This window comes from Streptomyces sp. NPDC059909 (genome assembly GCF_042730885.1).
Classification (GTDB): domain Bacteria; phylum Actinomycetota; class Actinomycetes; order Streptomycetales; family Streptomycetaceae; genus Streptomyces.
The window spans coordinates 1-16046 of sequence record NZ_JBHWKX010000111.1 but is presented as its reverse complement, the minus strand read 5'-3'; the positions used below and the strand labels follow the sequence as shown (position 1 = coordinate 16046).

Below are 16046 nucleotides of genomic sequence, written 5' to 3'. Positions count from 1 at the left end.
ATCTCGAAGCGTGGAGAACGGCCGCCTCCGCTGTCCCGGAAAAAACCGCAGATCAGCAGGTCGAGTGACCTGCGGGGTTAAACGTCAAGCTCAGACCTTGTAGACGAACTGGGTGGGACCATCCCCGCGGGCGCGGGGAGCAGTTCTCAAGGCAGCGAGCCTCGGCGTACAGGTAGGGACCATCCCCGCGGGCGCGGGGAGCAGGCCACCGTGCTCGGCGTCCCCGAGCGGGACGTGGGACCATCCCCGCGGGCGCGGGGAGCAGGACACGGGCAAGGTCGGCGGCGCCCTGTCCGAGGGACCATCCCCGCGGGCGCGGGGAGCAGGACGGCGAGTTCGGCGGCCGCGGCCCCTACACGGGACCATCCCCGCGGGCGCGGGGAGCAGCCATTGAGCGCGGCGCAGACCCGGCCCGCATCGGGACCATCCCCGCGGGCGCGGGGAGCAGGGGTGGGCTCAGGCATCGGGGCCTCCGCTGATGGGACCATCCCCGCGGGCGCGGGGAGCAGCCATTGAGCGCGGCGCAGACCCGGCCCGCATCGGGACCATCCCCGCGGGCGCGGGGAGCAGGCCGCGCTGAACGTTCTGCAGGATCGTCTCGAGGGACCATCCCCGCGGGCGCGGGGAGCAGTTCTGGTCCTCGACGCTGACACCGAGCCACACGGGACCATCCCCGCGGGCGCGGGGAGCAGTAACCGGGCCGCTTGTTGCCCCACGCCCCGGGGGGACCATCCCCGCGGGTGCGGGGAGCAGTACGGCCCGGCATCCCACGACGCGGTCTGGTGGGGACCATCCCCGCGGGCGCGGGGAGCAGAGTGTGACCCGCGTAGAGGCTTCCGCAACAGTGGGTCCATCCCCGCGTGCGCGGGGAGCAGCGGGACACACTGAAGGCCAGCCTGCCGCCCGAGGGTCCATCCCCGCGTGCGCGGGGAGCAGTCTTGTTGACCAGGCGCGATATGCAGTTTCCCTGTGCTGGGGAGCCACTTCTTAAGAATCCGGCGTTCTGCATGTATCGCATCAAAGAGCTCAAGGTCCTTCGTTGTCCGTGGCAATGGAGCCTCCACCACGAGGTGCCAGCCTCGGTGAGCAAGTGTTCAGCGGCGGAAGCGTCTCCGCTTCGCGGCTTTGCTCCAGCCCGGTGGGAGGGCTGGAGGAGCTGATCCGGCCGGGTGTTTGTGGGGGCGGTGGATCAGGGTGAGTCCTTCGTGATCGAGGGGGTGCCAGACATGGTCGTGGCTGCGGAAGGTGAAACCCTGCTCGGTGTCGGTGGTATGGGCGAGGAGGGCTCGGCCCTGGTCTGCGTAGGCGCAGACTTCGTCCCAGAGCAGGTCGCGGATTCGGGCTGTGGGATTGCCGATGAAGACGCCGGGTGAGATCTCCAGGAGCCAGCGGGTGAGGTAGCCGCGTAGGCCCGGCGGGCAGTTGGTGAGGACGATGACGGTCACCACTGGCCTCCGGAAGCGAAGTCGGGACCGAGGTCGTAGTTGGGATCGGGGTCGTGGTTGCGGCCGGCGGCGATGTGGTGGCCGCCGTCGGTCTGGAGGGTGACGTGATCGGCGTCCGAAGTGGTCTCGGTGCCAGGTGGCAGAAGCAGGGTCTTGATGTCGTTGACGCACCGGTCGAGGAGGCCAGTGCGGGCGATGTGGTCGCGCAGGGCGCGGCGGGTGCGAGGGCCGGGGTCCTCGTCGCTCTCGGCCGCGATGTCGAAGGCGATGGGGATGCCGACGTCGGTCTTGTAGAGGTCGGCGATGTCCAGGACGAAGGAGAGTTCGTGGCCGGAGTGAATGAAGCCGAGGGCCGGTGAGCAGCCCAGGGCCGTGACGATGGCGTGGGTGATGCCGTACATGCACTGGGCGGCGGCTGTGATGGCCTGGTTGACGGTGTCACCGGAGGCGAAGTCGCCTGGGGTGTAGTGGCGGCCTTTCCAGGGGACGCCGGTACGGGCGGATTCGCGGCGGTAGCACTCCTTGAGCCGCGCGCCCTCGGCGCCCAGGAGCTGGCGTCGGGTGAGCCCGGCCGGGTCCTCGGTGGGAAAGCGCAGCCGGTACATCGCGCGGGCGACGTCAAGGCGGGTACGGACGTTGGCCCATACCGTGGCCTGCGGGTGAGGGCGCGGCCGGAGGCGTAGTAGCGAACGCCGTGCTCGCCGACCCAGGCGACAGAAGCGCCGGTTTCCCCAAGGACACTCATCGCCTGGTGCGTGATGCGGGTTCCGGGGCCGAGCAGGAGGGTGCCGATGGTTGCCGAGGGGATGTGGCGTACCCCCTCGGCGTCCTCGGCGGTGATCGCGTTCGCGTCGCGGTGGACGGTGCATCTCTCCAGGTAGACGAAGGAGAGACGGTCGCCGACGCGGGTGAGTTCGCGCGGGGTGAGCTGGGCGCGCCGGCTGACGGTGGACACGGGATCCTTTTCTCCTGCGGGCCGTCAGCCGATGGGAGCGAGGGTCATCAGGCCGCAGCCGTAGGCTCGTGCCTTGCCCAGGCCCTGGGTGAGCAGGTTGCGGAGCCGGTCGGGGTCGGTGACTTCCAGGCGCCCGTCGTAGGTGACCGCAGTGACACGGACGTGATGCTTTTGGTCGTCCTGCTTCTTCGTGAAGCTGAGGGGCTGGGGTGAGCGGATCGTGACCAGGTGTTCGTCGCCGTGTTCAACGAGGCGCTGGCTCTCGGGCTTGGTTGGGATGGCGAAGCCGCCTCGTTCCTGCCGTTCGAGGAGCCAGGTCAGTTGGTGTTTGGGGGTGCGGTGGGCGGTTCGCTTGGTGGGGGCGCCGTCCTGGTTTCGGACGTAGTGAACGGGGTTGGCGGTGAGCCGGAACGACCAAGTGGTGCCCTTGTCCAGGCGGTCGAGGAGGCGGGAGTAGTCGCCGGTCTGCCAGTGGGGGCCTTCGGCGGCGGGCCATCCTGCCTGCTCGACGAGGTGGGTGAGGTCGGGCGGGGTGGGGCTGACGATGTAGAGGTGCACCGCTGCGGCGCTGGTGTGATCGACGCGCCATAGCACCCGGGGGGTGTCCGGGTTCCCGGGTAGCAGGTGTGGGAAGGACGACATGACAGCGGCGTGCATGGACTGCGGGGAGGTCAGGAGCCGTCGGGCGTCGGTGCGGCGTGTGTTGAACCGGAATCGGGTCAGGTGATGGGTCATCAGTTGCCTGCCAGGGCGGTCATGGGGTCGTGGTCGTCGAAGGGGCCGCCTGGGCCGTTCTGCGGCCGGTGCCAGGGGTTCGGCACCCGAATCGGATCGATCTCGGTGACGGTGCGCAGGCCGTAGCGGCGGTGCCGGTTGGAGAAGCTGAGCGGCTGGTCGCGCTGCGAGTCGCCGAGCGGGACGGTCGGGTCGGTGTCTGCGGGGATCGTGGCTGGGGGCTCCACCAGGGCGCGGAGTTTGATGGCGGCGTGGCGGGCGTGGCGGCGCTGGTGCCATTCGGAGGCGTGCCAGGGCTCGCCGTTCAGAACGTCCTCCAGCCGCGTGCTGGTGTGGATGTCCCGGTCGGACGTGAAGTCGACCGGGCGGGCCGGCGGGCAGGACCGTCGGCCCAGGTACGGCAGATAGACCGGAGCCCGCAGTGCCTCGCGCAGCTCGGTGATGGTGGCGTGGTCTCCTTCGACGGCGGCGACGAAGACGGCGTCGGCGAGGTAGAAGCGCTCGGAGAGCGGCATCGCGTCGCCAGTGTCGAAGTGCCGGGCGGTCTGGAAGTCGCGGACGCGGGTGCCGGGCTGGTCGATGCGAACGCCGAAGCGCAGGCGGGCCAGGCGGGCCAGCTCGGCCTCGTCATTGCGTTCTACGCCGAGCGCGGCGGCCAGCATGCCGATGACGCCGCTCTTGGTGGGGGCGGATTCGGTGGTGCGGCGGGCGAAGCGGGCCGAGACCCCCCAGGACTGGAGGGGCCCGGCCAGCTGGAGCGCCAGCACGGCGGTGCCGTCCGCCTCCGTCGGGGCGCTGCCCGCGGTGGAGACGGCGGCGGTCGTAGCGCTGGTCATGCGCGCTGCTCCAGGCGCTCGGCAACGACCTGGCCGACAGCGGCGACGAGTTCCTCGACTCTTTCGGTCTGGGTGCCGAGGACGGAGACCGGCTTGGCGGCGGGGCCGACGGCCAGCACCCAGCGCTGGGTGGTCTCCTCGTCGCTGTAGGCCTTCTCGATCTGCGGGACGTACTCGGCGAGCCGCTGGCAGGCCTGCTCCATGTATCCGCCTGCCTCCTCGCCCGCGACGACGGCCTTCTCGAAGGCGGAGACGTAGCTGATTGGGCGGCTGGTGCGGAGGGTGACGATCACGGCGTCCGGCAGGGTGTGGTTTCCGAACGTGTTGATCTTTCCGCTGGGCAGGGAGGAGATGAAGGAGTGGGTGAAGGCCTCGACGGCGCGTCGTACCGGGGTTGTGGTCGGCTCGTCGTCCTTGAGGCCCTGCCCGAGGTTGCGCTCCAGGAGGTCGACGTCGACGGCGGCGTAGCGGTAGAGGGTCGAGGAGTTGAAGTCGACGGTGCCGATCATCCCGGCGCCGGTCTCGTCCTCCTCGTTCTCGTCGTCGACGGCGGTGAAGTAGTCCGTTTCGGTCTCGGCGCGGTGGACGCTGATGGCGTGGGCGACCTGGGCCGCCGCGTCGACGTTCAGGTCGGTGGAGTCGGCGACCATGCGGCCGAACAGGGCGACGTCGACGGAGTGGCGGGTGTCGGCGGTCTTTTTGGCCAGGTCCTTGTTGGCCTTGTCCTTGAAGAACGCGGTGATGTCGCTGGAGCCCTCGACGGCGAGTGCGGCGAGTCCGTCGATCTGCCGGGTGCTGAGGAAGAGCAGGTAGGCGGTCTCGGGGGCGGGCTCGGGCTCGCCCTTCTTCTTCGCCTGGTCGGCCTTGCGCTTGGGCACGTCGACCTTGAGGCCGGCGGCCTTGAGGGTGTCGGCGGCCAGCTGGAGGGCGGTGTCACCGTCGAGGGTGGAGTCCAGGGCGGTGATCCGCTTGGCGACCAGCTCGACGACCTGCTTGGTCCGCACGCCCAGTTCACCGGGGTCGAGCAGGCCGTCGAAGGCCTTGCGTGTCGCGCGCTTCCACGCCTGGCTGGAGACCCGGGCCCGCTTCACCCCGCCGTAGACGGCGCTCTTCGGGGAGCCGGTGTCGTCGCGGTTGATGTTGCTCGGCGGGACGTTCTGCAGCGCGTGGATCTCGAGGATGGTGCGGGGCGTGATGGTCACTTGACGTCCTTCGGGTCGGTGCCGGAGTCGGTGGTCGCGGATTTCTTGGGCTGGTAGGCCTGGTACGAGCGGCCCCAGCTGCCGCGGACGGCGTTGCGGGCGGCGGGCCGCTGCCAGCGGTAGATCTGCTGGGCGAGGACCGCGTAGTCCATGGGGATGCTGTCGCGGCGTAGCAGGGAGACCAGTTCGCGCAGGCGGTCGGAGAGTTCCTCGACGGTGCGGGAGCTGCCCAGGCGGACGAACCGCTTGCGTACCGGGCCGCCGGGGTCCTCCGCTCCCTTGATCTGGCGCACCGCGGCGCCGAGTTCGCGGGAGGCCCCGGACAGGTGCATCCGCTCCCCGCGGGACTGCTGGTGCAGTGCCCACAGCGTGAGGGCGAGGTGGAAGGCGTTCTCCGCCCGGGCCAGGTCGGCCTCCCGGTCCTTCAACTCCTCGGCCTCGTACAGCGGGGAGGTGTCGAGCAGGCCCCACAGGTCGGGGACCTGGTGCGGCGGCTTGCCCGCGCCGCGCCGGAGCCGGGCGAGCGCGGCGACGGCGGCGGCCTGGTCGGCGAGATAGGCGTTTTGCAGGCGGGCGATCTCGTTGTGCGTGGCCTGCGCCACTGGGCCCCACTCCTGGTGCGAAGCGGTGGCCGTGCGGTTCTCCACTCTGGGCCTGCCTTTCCGTGACGGCGAAGCCGCGCTCACGCGGCCGTCGGGGTCGTGGATGTCGTGGTTGTCGTCGGTGCCCAAAGCGGGCTGCCGGTCGGGGATGGTCACCTGTCGGCGCTTTTCTCGCCGGTCTCGGGGGCGCCGTCGCTTTCGCCGCGGGTCGCGGGGGCGCCGTCCTCGTTGCGGGTCTGGGCGGCGGGCAGGGCCCGGCGTAGTTTGCTGCGGAACCACAGGTCGGCGAGGGCGGAGTCGAGGACCACCGTTCCCTTAGTGGTCTTGAGCGGGCGCCCGGTGAAGGCGGTCTCACCCGCCTCGTCAAGGAGCCGCCGGGCCAGGCCCCAGACCGTGGAGAAGACGGACTTCTGCCAGGTCTGGCGGTGTTCGTGCCGGTCGACGCCCGGGGCGAGGCCGTTGACCCAGAGCCGGTAGGGGCCGTCGAGGGCGGCGTACCCGAGGTCGCGGGCGATCTCCTTGGCGGGGTCGGACTCGATGCCGGTGGCGTGGGCGAGGTCGCCGGCCAGGTCGGCGAGCGCGCGGACGGCGGCGTCGGCGTCGGCGACCGCGTCGACCGCGGTCTGGGCCAGCAGCTGGTCCTGCTCGCCGAGCAGGACGACGGCTAGGTCGACCCGGTCCGAGGTGATCTCGTCGATGACGGACTGCTGAGTCCCGTAGACCGCGCCGTACGTCCGCAGCCGCAGCCTGGTGCTGGGCTTGATGTGCCCCTCGTCCGCGAGCATCCCGAGCCAGTCGGTGAGGGCGGGCCGCAGGAAGCCCGCCGGTTCGTTCCGGTCGGCCTTCTCGCCCTGGCGTATCGGGGCGACGAGGGCTTCCATGCCGCGCCAGGCGGCCCGCTGCGGCTTGTGCTCGCGCGGGAGGTAGACCGGGACCTCGCGGAGCTTCTTCTCCTGGGGCTCGCTGCGGCGCCAGCCTGTCATCGGCTCGTATTTCTGCCGGTTGCGTTGGACCAGGCTGTCGCCGTACGAGAGGACGACGCCGTGCACCCCGTCAGCGTCGTAGTGGAGGCGGATGCGGCGGGACTGCCAGGTGTAGAGGTCCCGCACCCCGCTGGGGCGGTCGGCGAAGTCCGCATCCCGGCTCTCGCCAGGGGTGCAGGGCGGGCGGCGCCAGGCGGGCGCGTCGTCCTTGGCGGCATGGACCAGCCCGCTGTCGGAGGCAATGAGGTTGAGCAGCAGGGTCTCGCGCAGGGTGTGGCCCTCGGCGGCGATGCCGCCCAAGTTGCCAGCCCATGCGGGCCCTTTGGGGTAGGCCTTGCCGGCCTTGGCGTCCGGGTCCCCGACGGTGCCGGTCTTGATGCCGGAGGTGTCGTAGGCGTGGGCGTGCACGACCCAGCGGGCGGCCTCGGCGAAGCCGAGCCGGTCCACTCCGGGCCGGCGCATGGAGAAGAACGGGTCGCCGTTGGGCACATCGGCCACGATCCGGTCGAGGGCGAAGACCTCGTTCTTGTCGGTGCGCAGGCCGGCGACCTGGAAGAAGGGGTGCACGGGATGGAGCAGGTCGAACCGGGCCCGGTGCTGCTCCAGGTATCCGGGGACGACGTCGAACGGGTCCTCGCTCTGCCTCATCTCCCACAGTTCGGCCCAGTCGTCGGTGTCGTCGAGCCGCCCGTCGAGGGCGTCTTGTGCCACCGCGAGCAGCAGCCGCAGCAGCGCGAACTCCTGGGTGGGCAAGTCGCCGACGACCCTGCGGAGTGTGCCGGCCTGCGCGAAGACGTCCCGCAGGCTCAGAACTGCCTCGGTGCCGTCGGTGAACTGGACCGGGATCCAGGGCCGGACGGTCAGGTCGTACGACAGGACACCGTCACCCCGTACGTCCGCCCGGTCGTCCCCGTGCCCGTCGCGTTCATCCCTCACGTGTCACCTCGAGTCCGTCGGTGCTGCTGTAGTCGAGTCGGAAGCCGGCCAGCCGGGCCTGCGCCCGGTGGGCGGATGCTTGCATGGGGGTATGACAATCGGTGCTGACCTGTAGCAACAGCTGGCCGTCCAGCCAGTGGGCGTCCTTGTTCTGCCATGCGCGGACCCCGAACTGCTCCAGTTCGGCGACCACTTGGTCGACGATCCAGGCCCCGGACAGCTCCACCGGGAGCCGCAGTCCGCTGGCGGCCGCCGCGCGGGCCGCCCGGGCCGTGGGCACCGCGTCTGTGGGCAGCGGCAGTCCGCCGTCGCCATCAGGCAGCCACTCCACCGTGGTGAGCGAGCCGTCCGGATGCCGCTGTACGACGAGGACCTCCAGTGACTCGCCGCTGTCGCGGACCTGGGCGCGGCCGGCCCGGGTGTCCTCGGCGTCCTGGACGTCGTGCCGGAGCCAGCCGGCCAGGGACTTGCCGTCCTTGCCGGCCCCGGCGACGCGGAACGTGTCCGCCTTGTTTTCCTTATCCCGCTGTGCGCTCTCGTGCTCCGCGCAGGCGGCCTCCATGGCTTCCTGCCAGCCGACTGGGCCGGTTGCCCCGTCCCCGTATGCGCGCTGCACGAGCGGGCTGATCTCGTCCGGCAGCCGGACCGGATCCCCCTTCTCCAGGAAGGGCCACAGGGCCGCGGCCGACCTCAGCAGCACATGCCGCCCGTACACGGTCACCGACCCGCGCACGGGCTCGGGCACCTGTGCCGTCCAGTCCGCGACGCCTGCGAGCAGGCAGCGCGCGGTGCCCAGCTTCCCGGGCCTCGGCCGGAGGTGTCGGTGCAGCCGCCCCATCCTCTGCAGCACCAGGTCGACCGGAGCGAGATCGGTCACCAGAAGGTCGAAGTCCACGTCGAGCGACTGCTCGGCAACCTGACTGGCCACCACCACATGCCGCACCGGCCGGGGATCGGCCTCACCGTCCCCGATCCGCCCGGACGGGCCGAACAGCCTCAGCAACTCCTCGTCCTTGGCCGCACGGTCCAAATCGAGGAACCGGGCGTGCGCCACCGACACCTCGATGCCGTCCTTCTTCAGCTCCTCCCGGAGGTGCTTCGTCGTGGCATGCACCCTCTTGACGGTGTTACGGACGACCAGGGCGCACCCGCCGTCCGCCAGCTCCGACCGCAACCGCCCGGCAAGCACATCCAGTCCGTCGTCGAGCCGCTCCACGAGCACCTCGGCCGTCCGCGAGGACCGCCCCGGTTCCACCACCTCCGGCACACCACCGGGCGCGACGGACGTGATCAGCGGATACCCCTCTGCCTCCCGCAGCGCCGCGAACCGCGGATCGTCCATCTCCACCCCCGCGTACCCCTCGGCGAGCCGGCGCCGGCGGTCCGCGGGCAGCGTCGCCGAGAGCACCACTACCGGCACCCCGTACGCGCCGAGCCAGCCCAGCACCCGCTCCAGATACGTGTTCATGTAGGCGTCGTAGGCATGCGCCTCGTCGATCACGACGACCTTCCCGGCCACCGCCAGATGACGCAGCGCCAGATGCCGGGTACGCAGCCCCGCCATCAGCAGCTGGTCGACGGTGCCGACCACGAACGACGACAGCAGATGGCGCTTGCGGCCCCGCAGCCACTGGTGCGCGACGAGCTCGGCACGGGCGGCCACACTGTCCTCGGCGGGCCGGAAGTCGCCGCCGTCACCATCCAGATCGACAGCGGAGATGTCCTGCGCGGATCCCCTCAGCAGCTCGGCGTACCCCTTGTTCAGGGAAGCCTTGGAGTGCGCCAGCCGCACCGACCAGCGCGCACCTCCCTCCGCCACCGGAAGCCGGTCCAGCCAGTTCACCACCCGGGGGAACATGGCGTTGCTGGTCGCCATAGTCGGCAGGGCGAAGAAGCAGCCCCCGGCCCCGGACCGCGCGGCCAGGATCTCGGCGGCCGCCAGCGCCGCCTCCGTCTTCCCCTCCCCCATGGGCGCCTCGACAATGATCAGCCCCGGCACCGACATTCGGTGGGCCACCTGCACCGCGGCCTCCTGCACCGGCCGCGGTCGCGCCCCCTCGGGCAGGTCGAACCGGGCCGCGAAGAGCCCCTCAGCGTCCTGCTCCGGCAACGCCGGCCGCCACGGTCCGGGAAGATCGAGCCCTCGCCAGGCGGCCGCGATCCGCTCCTCGTCCGTACGGGGCCGGTCCTCGGGAAAGTACGGAAACAGATCCCGGTTGCTGGCGATCCAGTCGGACACGATGACGATCGCCGACAGCAGCACCTGCACGGTCTGCGGCAGCTTGACCGTCCCCCACTCCCCCAGCCGGTCCGTCACCCCGAAGTGGTCCGCGCACGCCTCCAGCAACTCCCGCTGCACCCGCGCCCACAGCGCCTCGCTCGGCCCGGGCGTACGCAGCAGCTCCGGGTGCGCGTCGAGGTCGGTCGACTGCCCAGGCTCCGGCGGCACCCCGTGGTGCCCGCCGACGATCACCGTCACCTGCCCGGTCGCCGGCTTCCGCCAGCCGTGACACTCCATGAGCCAGTCCCGCAGCAGTACCTGCCCGGCCAGCCCGTGCGGAGCCGTCGCCCGGTCGGGCATCGTCTTCCGGGACTTCATCTCCAGCCCCGCCTCACGCATCCGCTCGGCCAGCGCCTCGGACTGGCAGGAGAACGCCGGCGTGGCCTTCCCAATGTCGTGCACACCCGCCAGCCACACGGCCAGCAGCCGCCCGTCCTCCTCCCCTGCGGGCAGTGCCTCCCCGATCCGTTGGCGCACTGCCTCTGGCAGCCAGTAATCCCACAGCAGCCCGGCCACCGCCCCGCTGTCCACCATGTGTCGCCACAAAGGCAGCCACTCGTCGGCGCTGCGAGCGGGATCCTGGTTGCTCTTGGCCCATATTCGGCAGGCAGGGCCGGAAAGATTTCCAGGATCAAGCATGCGTCCTCAACTCAACTGCTGTATGCGGGGGTTGAGACGCAACCCTGAGTGGTGAGGTGCGCCGCGGCCAGCATGGAGCAAACCCGACAACACGTCAATGCACCCCTAAGCACGGTGTAACTGACAAGTTCTCACTATGCGACGCAAGACTGCGTACGAGATGTCTCCGGATGCACCTCGGGGCAGCTCCAGACGACGCCGCCCCAAGGCACATCAGCGCTTCGGCCCATCCCCGCGTGCGCGGGGAGCAGATTCTCTGAACCCGTCACGGTGTTACGGACAAGGGGTCATCCCTGCATGCGCAGGGAGTAGAGGGGCATGAGCTGCCGGAAGACCAAGGGGTACGTGGCATCCCGCCTGATCGGAAAGCAGTCAACCACACCAGGCCAAGTCAACAAGGCTGCCCAGACGGGGCCATCCCCGCGTGCGCGGGGAGCAGCGCCGTCGGCGCAGCGGGTGTTCTTGTCTGGGGGGCCATCCCCGCGTGCGCGGGGAGCAGCGCCGTCGGCGCAGCGGGTGTTCTTGTCTGGGGGGCCATCCCCGCGTGCGCGGGGAGCAGGCGAGCTTGGTGAGGAGATCGGTAAGCGCAGCGGGGCCATCCCCGCGTGCGCGGGGAGCAGCATCTGCGGCCCCCTCGTCGCCACGTGTCCACGGGGCCATCCCCGCGTGCGCGGGGAGCAGTGTGGCCCGTCGTCGGGACCGACGATGATCACGGGGCCATCCCCGCGTGCGCGGGGAGCAGCGGTCGCGCTGGGCGGGGCTGCCGGAGTCGTCGGGGCCATCCCCGCGTGCGCGGGGAGCAGGCAGTAGCAGTCCTGGCAGGTGCAGACGGCGAGGGGCCATCCCCGCGTGCGCGGGGAGCAGTCCTGGGTCGGGTCCGGGGTGAGGCGATGCAGGGGGCCATCCCCGCGTGCGCGGGGAGCAGTTAGCCACCTTGTGCCAGGCCTTCGTCTCGACAGGGCCATCCCCGCGTGCGCGGGGAGCAGCGCCTCCGGGCGGGGCCCAGATTCCCGCGCATGGGGCCATCCCCGCGTGCGCGGGGAGCAGAAGTCGTCCCACCAGCCCGCAGGCTGAACGCTGGGGCCATCCCCGCGTGCGCGGGGAGCAGCCCGCCCGCCTGTACGCCGCCGGGTGGCGCTGTGGGCCATCCCCGCGTGCGCGGGGAGCAGACTCTGTGACCTGGGGGTCTAGCACGGGGAGAAGCCGGTTCTCCACACTTTCGCGATTCCGGCAATTCGCCTACTTGGTTCATTGTCGGGCACGCCTGCCGAAGCGGTGGCGCTTGGATCCCTTGCTTCCGACCCCGCTTCGGGGCACCGGGCCTCCTGCGTTTCAGGGTATGGGGGTCGGATAGGGGTCAGGCAGGTTCTGCGACACACTCGGGCCTTCAGCTCAGCCTCGATCACCGACCGTTCCCCATCCCCTCGCGCACCCCGTCCTCTTGGCGCCGGCGAAGAATCGCATCGAGCAGCTCCAACAGGTTGGGTCCATCACGCTCATGATTTGAAGCTTGGTTGACCAGTCTGCAAGGGGGGAGGCCGAGTGCGCCCTCGCCGCACCCACACGGGTGACTTCCGGCCGGTCGCACTTCTTCGTGGAATTCGAACAGGCGTATCATTCCGGTCGTGGCCGATACCTTTCCTCCGGATCTCCTCGACGCCCAGCTCCGCCTTCATCGGGCCCGAGCCGAGTACGAGGCCTTCTGCCGCACCCTGCCCTGGTCGGTCGTACCGACCAAAGGTTGGCCCGGTGAGGTGCACCCGCACACCGGGGTCGTGACCGGCGGGCGGGCGGACAGTCCCGGTTACACCGAGGAGCAGCTGATGGAGAACGCCCGCTGGCGCGAGCTGGTGCGGGAGCTGTCCATCCAGGTGTCGACCCATCCGTACTGGGCCACCCTCGAGGGCCCGGCGCGGGTCGAGGCCCGGATGGCACTCAAGCACCACACCGAAACCGTGCCGGCGACCGCTGAGTCTGCACGCTGAGGGCGGGTGAGGACGTCGTGATGGATCACCTGAGCGCACGGCAGGAGGCAGTGCTGGCCTGTATCCGGGAGTGGATCGCCGAGAACGGTGAGGGGCCCACCCTCCGAGAGATCGGCCAGGCGGTGGGCCTGTCAAGCCCGTCGTCGGTCGCCTATCAGCTGGGGCGGCTGGAGGAGCACGGAGTCATCGCGCGCAGCGGCCGGCGCTGGCGTTCCTGTCGTCTGGCCTGAGCGAACGGCCCGCCATGTCCACCTCCCCTGATCTGCCGCCCGACCTGGAGCGTCTTCGTGTGCTGGAGACCTTCCTGATCATCACGCTGGCCCGGGTCCGCGAGCAGATCGCCCACCACGAGCAGCAGGCCGTCATCCACCGGAAGGCGCAGCGGCAGAAGCCGCCCGCGGAGTGGACGATGGAGATCAGCATCAACGGGCGCACGCCGATTGGCGTGCATGTCGGGGAGTGCCGGATGGGCGGCACGCAGACCCGCACGAAGGCGATCACCAGGGAGCAGGTGGTGCGGGCGCTGTCGGAGGGAGTCGAGGCCTGCCGGTTCTGCCGCCCGGACTCGGAACTGGGGCTGCTGGACTTATGCGCTGCGGGGCTTGCGGCCTGAGGTCTTTTTCGCCGGGGTCTTCTTCGCGGTCTTCGCCGTCTTCTTGGCCGCGGTCTTCTTCGCGGCCGTCTTCTTCTTCGGCATCTCGTGCACCGTCGCGTCGCCGCGCCGCTCCTTCGCCTCCGCCACCGAGGCGTTCAGGGCGGCCATCAGGTCGACGACCTGCCCGGCCGGCTTCTCCTCCGCCGCCGGCGCCGCGGGCTCCCTGCCCTCGGTCTTGGCGGCGATCACCTGCTCCAGGGACTCGCGGTACTCGTCGTGCAGGTCCGGCATCTCCTCGGTGCTCATCGTGTCCATCAGCGCGAGCGCGCCCTCCAGCTCGTCCTCGCCCAGCTCGGACGCCGGGGGCGTCAGCTCCTCGGAGCTCCGGACCTCGTCCGGCCACCGCATCATGTGGATCAGGATCGCGTCACCCACCGTCCGCAGCAGCCCGAGGCGCTCGCGGCCGTGGAACGCCATCTTGGCGACCGCGACCTTCGAGCTGCGCTCCAGCGCCTTCCGCAGCAGGGTGTACGGCTTCGCCGCCACCGGCCCGTCCGCGGCCAGGTAGTAGCCGTCGCCGATCCGGATCGGGTCGATGCTCGCGGCCGGCACGAACCCCTGGATGTCGATCGCCTTCGCCGTCGGCAGCGGGATCGTCTCGAGCTCCTCGTCGGTGATCGTGATCGTGTCCCCGCCCGGCAGCTCGTACCCCTTGGCGATCTCCGCCTGGGACAACTCCTTGCCGTCCAGATCGCAGACCTTCTTGTAGCGAATCGGCCCCTGGTCCTCGATGTGGATCTGCCGGAAACGGACGCTGCGGTCCTCGGTCGCCGGCAGCAGCTTGATCGGGATCGTGACCAGGCCAAAGCTGATCGCGCCGGACCACACAGGGCGGGGCATGACACACCTCCAGACCCCCTGAACCATCAGGCTATGTCGGCTGGCAGAAGGCGGCATGCGGGCGTCACAGATCGGCGTGACCGCCTACGACAGTGGAGATCTCCATCAGGGGGAATCCCCTGCGCTCCAGGACGATCAGCCGGTGCGCGGCGGACAGCGGCCATGGCTTCATGGCTAGGTGGCACTGCCCGGGGCCGTGGTCACGTCGCCCCCTCTTCGGAGACAGTTCCCGCGGATAAGCGATAGTTGACCTCGAAAGATCGCGCCAAACACACATTCGAGTGAAAAGGTGCAGGTCCTGGCGACTCCATGGAGTCGAGTGCCCGTGGCGCTCGATCCCCCAGTTACGGGGGGCACAGAGGCGTTCACGGGGGACCTTCTGGTACGGAGTTGACGCTGGCCAACGTGGAGGTACCGACCAGGGGGACCGGGATTCCGTGCCGCGCCGCGCGACACGTTCTGGGCCGTAAAGGGCGACCAGACCCCAGATCTAGTGGTTGGATTGCCTCTGCCACCCATGAGTTGTGGTCCCCGGTCATCAATACCGTGGCCACCGCCTATGCTTGGGGGCAGCACCACCACCGATCGACCCCTCACGCTCCTTCACCTCGTCCTGAGGTGGAGGCCCTGGACCCCAGGGCCCAGGGCCAATTGGGGTCGAAGGAGGTGATGCAGATGACCCACGAGAACAAGCAGTTCGCCGAGGCACATGGCGAGCAGCGCCGGTCCAAAAGACAGGCGGTGCTCGACTTCCTGCCCGCGATCCCCGCGATCGTGGAGTTCATCAACTGGGTGATCAGCATCCTGCAAAGCTGGATGTGAACTATGGCCCCCGGACGTACGGCAGGCGCTCATGACAGAGCCCGGCCGAATGATGGACGGCCGGGCTCGATAGTCAGATCACCCCACGAGGGTCCGATGACGGGTGCCACCGGCGTCGGGCCCTTCGTGGCTCTACGGGCTCTCCTCACGGAGGGCCCACCACATCTGGGGGTTGACAGCTGTGTCCACCTTAACGCACTGCGCAGTGCGTTGGCTGCAGGCGTGACGGGTGCGATCCCTCGATGGTCTACAGCACGCCGATCAGGGCGTTTTCCTCGCGGTAGCCGCGCATGATCTTGGAGCCCTTGGTCCATCCGCCCTGGCGCTCGGCAAGGTGGTCGTCGTGGCCGGCGCGCTGGGCGGTGTGCAGGGCGTGCAGGACGGCGAGCTGGTAGTCGGGGGCGGCGATCGCGGCGTCGGGGAGGTCCTGGCCGGCGGCGCGGTAGTCCTGTGCGCGCAGGGAGATGCGGGAGGCGAGTTGCTGCACGGCCTCGAAGATGTCGTCCTGCAGGGCGAGCAGGTCGTCCTCGGCGGGCTCGCGCAGAGAAGTCGGGGTCGTACTTCGTCGGCAGGCTCATATGACAGTTTTCCCTGTCGCTCTGGACCCCGGATATGTGAGCGGTGGCGGTCACGCACCAGCCTGCTGTTCAACAACCGATCCGTTGTTGGACGGATGCACCTGGGTGTCGACACGCCCGGTCGGAGCTGGCTTCCGACGTCCAACAAGGGTGTTCAACAACGCGGGGCGTCCAGGAACGCCCTGTGGCCCTTTTCTGTACGGTGCCGTGCATGACGACTACCGCTGAATGGGCGGACGCTGACAGCCCGCTGGAAGCCTTCCCTGGGAATCCGTCCGGTGCGCGGGTCGGGTACGGGCGCGTGTCCACGAAGGGCCAGCTGCTCGACCGGCAGATCGCGGCTCTGGCGGCGGCCGGCTGTGTACGGGTCTTCACGGACAAGAAGTCCGGAAAGAACGCGGAGCGCGAGGAACTGTGGAAGTGCCTGGACTACCTCCGGCCCGGCGACGGGGGTTCACCCAAGGCCGGGTAGTTAGCGTTTTCGCAGGTCACGCAAGCCCGTTGAACAATTTCCGACGCAGAGCAACGGAGCTCGTTGGTACAGGCAGTCGA

14 protein-coding genes, 1 pseudogene and 2 CRISPR repeat arrays are annotated in these 16046 nt (G+C 69.9%); of the genes and pseudogenes, 5 read left to right on the top strand and 10 right to left on the bottom strand.

Going from position 1 to position 16046, the window contains the following annotated elements:
* Window positions 1-114 precede the first annotated feature (114 nt).
* Window positions 115-936: direct repeats of the CRISPR family, unit length 29 nt; unit sequence GGGACCATCCCCGCGGGCGCGGGGAGCAG.
* A 158-nt stretch (window positions 937-1094) separates the two neighbouring features.
* The 8 genes and pseudogenes from cas2e to cas3 all read right to left on the bottom strand — a co-directional run bounded on the left by cas2e (window position 1095) and on the right by cas3 (window position 10614).
* Complete coding sequence (gene cas2e, locus ACFV9O_RS36930; protein WP_385426472.1) at window positions 1095-1445, bottom strand: type I-E CRISPR-associated endoribonuclease Cas2e; 351 nt, start codon at window positions 1443-1445, stop codon at window positions 1095-1097.
* Window positions 1442-2400 (bottom strand): annotated as a pseudogene (cas1e, locus tag ACFV9O_RS36925) (type I-E CRISPR-associated endonuclease Cas1e). Before cas1e ends, cas2e begins: the two are co-directional and overlap by 4 nt.
* Window positions 2401-2424: 24 nt before the next feature.
* A complete protein-coding gene (gene cas6e / locus ACFV9O_RS36920; protein WP_385426469.1) occupies window positions 2425-3135 on the bottom strand; it encodes a type I-E CRISPR-associated protein Cas6/Cse3/CasE in 711 nt (236 codons plus the stop codon).
* Window positions 3135-3971: a type I-E CRISPR-associated protein Cas5/CasD gene (cas5e, locus tag ACFV9O_RS36915; RefSeq protein ID WP_385426466.1), complete on the bottom strand. Its 837-nt coding sequence runs from the start codon at window positions 3969-3971 to the stop codon at window positions 3135-3137. The genes cas6e and cas5e overlap by 1 nt, the downstream gene beginning before the upstream one ends.
* Window positions 3968-5167 carry a type I-E CRISPR-associated protein Cas7/Cse4/CasC gene (gene cas7e, locus ACFV9O_RS36910; protein WP_385426475.1) on the bottom strand — a complete coding sequence of 400 codons (1200 nt, stop codon included), beginning with the start codon at window positions 5165-5167 and terminating at the stop codon, window positions 3968-3970. Before cas7e ends, cas5e begins: the two co-directional genes overlap by 4 nt.
* Window positions 5168-5169: 2 nt before the next feature.
* Window positions 5170-5931 (bottom strand): type I-E CRISPR-associated protein Cse2/CasB, encoded by a 762-nt coding sequence (casB, locus tag ACFV9O_RS36905; protein WP_385426463.1) that lies wholly within the window; start codon window positions 5929-5931, stop codon window positions 5170-5172.
* Complete coding sequence (casA, locus tag ACFV9O_RS36900) at window positions 5928-7694, bottom strand: type I-E CRISPR-associated protein Cse1/CasA (protein WP_385426460.1); 1767 nt, start codon at window positions 7692-7694, stop codon at window positions 5928-5930. Before casA ends, casB begins: the two co-directional genes overlap by 4 nt.
* Complete coding sequence (gene cas3, locus ACFV9O_RS36895) at window positions 7684-10614, bottom strand: CRISPR-associated helicase Cas3' (RefSeq protein ID WP_385426457.1); 2931 nt, start codon at window positions 10612-10614, stop codon at window positions 7684-7686. The genes casA and cas3 overlap by 11 nt, the downstream gene beginning before the upstream one ends.
* A gap of 410 nt (window positions 10615-11024) precedes the next feature.
* A CRISPR array of direct repeats spans window positions 11025-11783; the repeat unit is 29 nt; unit sequence GGGGCCATCCCCGCGTGCGCGGGGAGCAG.
* Window positions 11784-12239: 456 nt separating this feature from the next.
* Here cas3 and ACFV9O_RS36890 point away from each other — a divergent pair.
* The 3 genes from ACFV9O_RS36890 to ACFV9O_RS36880 are packed head-to-tail and all read left to right on the top strand — an operon-like array spanning window position 12240 to window position 13212.
* Window positions 12240-12599, top strand: a complete 360-nt coding sequence (locus tag ACFV9O_RS36890; RefSeq protein WP_385426454.1) for a hypothetical protein — start codon at window positions 12240-12242, stop codon at window positions 12597-12599.
* Between the two features lie 20 nt (window positions 12600-12619).
* A complete protein-coding gene (locus ACFV9O_RS36885) occupies window positions 12620-12829 on the top strand; it encodes a LexA family protein (protein ID WP_385426451.1) in 210 nt (69 codons plus the stop codon).
* Window positions 12830-12888: 59 nt separating this feature from the next.
* Window positions 12889-13212, top strand: a complete 324-nt coding sequence (locus tag ACFV9O_RS36880; RefSeq protein ID WP_385426448.1) for a DUF6233 domain-containing protein — start codon at window positions 12889-12891, stop codon at window positions 13210-13212.
* Here ACFV9O_RS36880 and ACFV9O_RS36875 read toward each other — a convergent pair.
* Window positions 13186-14094, bottom strand: a complete 909-nt coding sequence (locus ACFV9O_RS36875) for a Ku protein (RefSeq protein ID WP_385426445.1) — start codon at window positions 14092-14094, stop codon at window positions 13186-13188. The two genes, ACFV9O_RS36880 and ACFV9O_RS36875, sit on opposite strands and share 27 nt — an antisense overlap.
* 675 nt (window positions 14095-14769) lie before the next feature.
* Here ACFV9O_RS36875 and ACFV9O_RS36870 point away from each other — a divergent pair.
* The gene (locus tag ACFV9O_RS36870) at window positions 14770-14916 is read left to right on the top strand and encodes a hypothetical protein (protein WP_385426442.1); all 147 of its coding nucleotides are present in this window, start codon (window positions 14770-14772) and stop codon (window positions 14914-14916) included.
* A 247-nt stretch (window positions 14917-15163) separates the two neighbouring features.
* Here ACFV9O_RS36870 and ACFV9O_RS36865 read toward each other — a convergent pair whose 3' ends face one another.
* Complete coding sequence (locus ACFV9O_RS36865) at window positions 15164-15403, bottom strand: hypothetical protein (RefSeq protein ID WP_385426439.1); 240 nt, start codon at window positions 15401-15403, stop codon at window positions 15164-15166.
* A gap of 302 nt (window positions 15404-15705) precedes the next feature.
* On the opposite strand from ACFV9O_RS36865, the gene ACFV9O_RS36860 reads away from it, so the two are divergent.
* Window positions 15706-15966 carry a recombinase family protein gene (locus ACFV9O_RS36860; RefSeq protein WP_385426436.1) on the top strand — a complete coding sequence of 87 codons (261 nt, stop codon included), beginning with the start codon at window positions 15706-15708 and terminating at the stop codon, window positions 15964-15966.
* The last annotated feature ends 80 nt before the right edge of the window (window positions 15967-16046 follow it).

What these genes read in the sequence shown, in the direction of transcription:
- cas6e (WP_385426469.1), bottom strand. Translation starts at nt 3,135, where the DNA reads ATGACCCATCACCTGACCCGATTCCGGTTCAACACACGCCGCACCGAC.
- cas5e (WP_385426466.1), bottom strand. Translation starts at nt 3,971, where the DNA reads ATGACCAGCGCTACGACCGCCGCCGTCTCCACCGCGGGCAGCGCCCCG.
- cas3 (WP_385426457.1), bottom strand. Translation starts at nt 10,614, where the DNA reads ATGCTTGATCCTGGAAATCTTTCCGGCCCTGCCTGCCGAATATGGGCC.
- ACFV9O_RS36885 (WP_385426451.1), top strand. Translation starts at nt 12,620, where the DNA reads ATGGATCACCTGAGCGCACGGCAGGAGGCAGTGCTGGCCTGTATCCGG.
- ACFV9O_RS36875 (WP_385426445.1), bottom strand. Translation starts at nt 14,094, where the DNA reads ATGCCCCGCCCTGTGTGGTCCGGCGCGATCAGCTTTGGCCTGGTCACG.
- ACFV9O_RS36870 (WP_385426442.1), top strand. Translation starts at nt 14,770, where the DNA reads ATGACCCACGAGAACAAGCAGTTCGCCGAGGCACATGGCGAGCAGCGC.
- ACFV9O_RS36860 (WP_385426436.1), top strand. Translation starts at nt 15,706, where the DNA reads ATGACGACTACCGCTGAATGGGCGGACGCTGACAGCCCGCTGGAAGCC.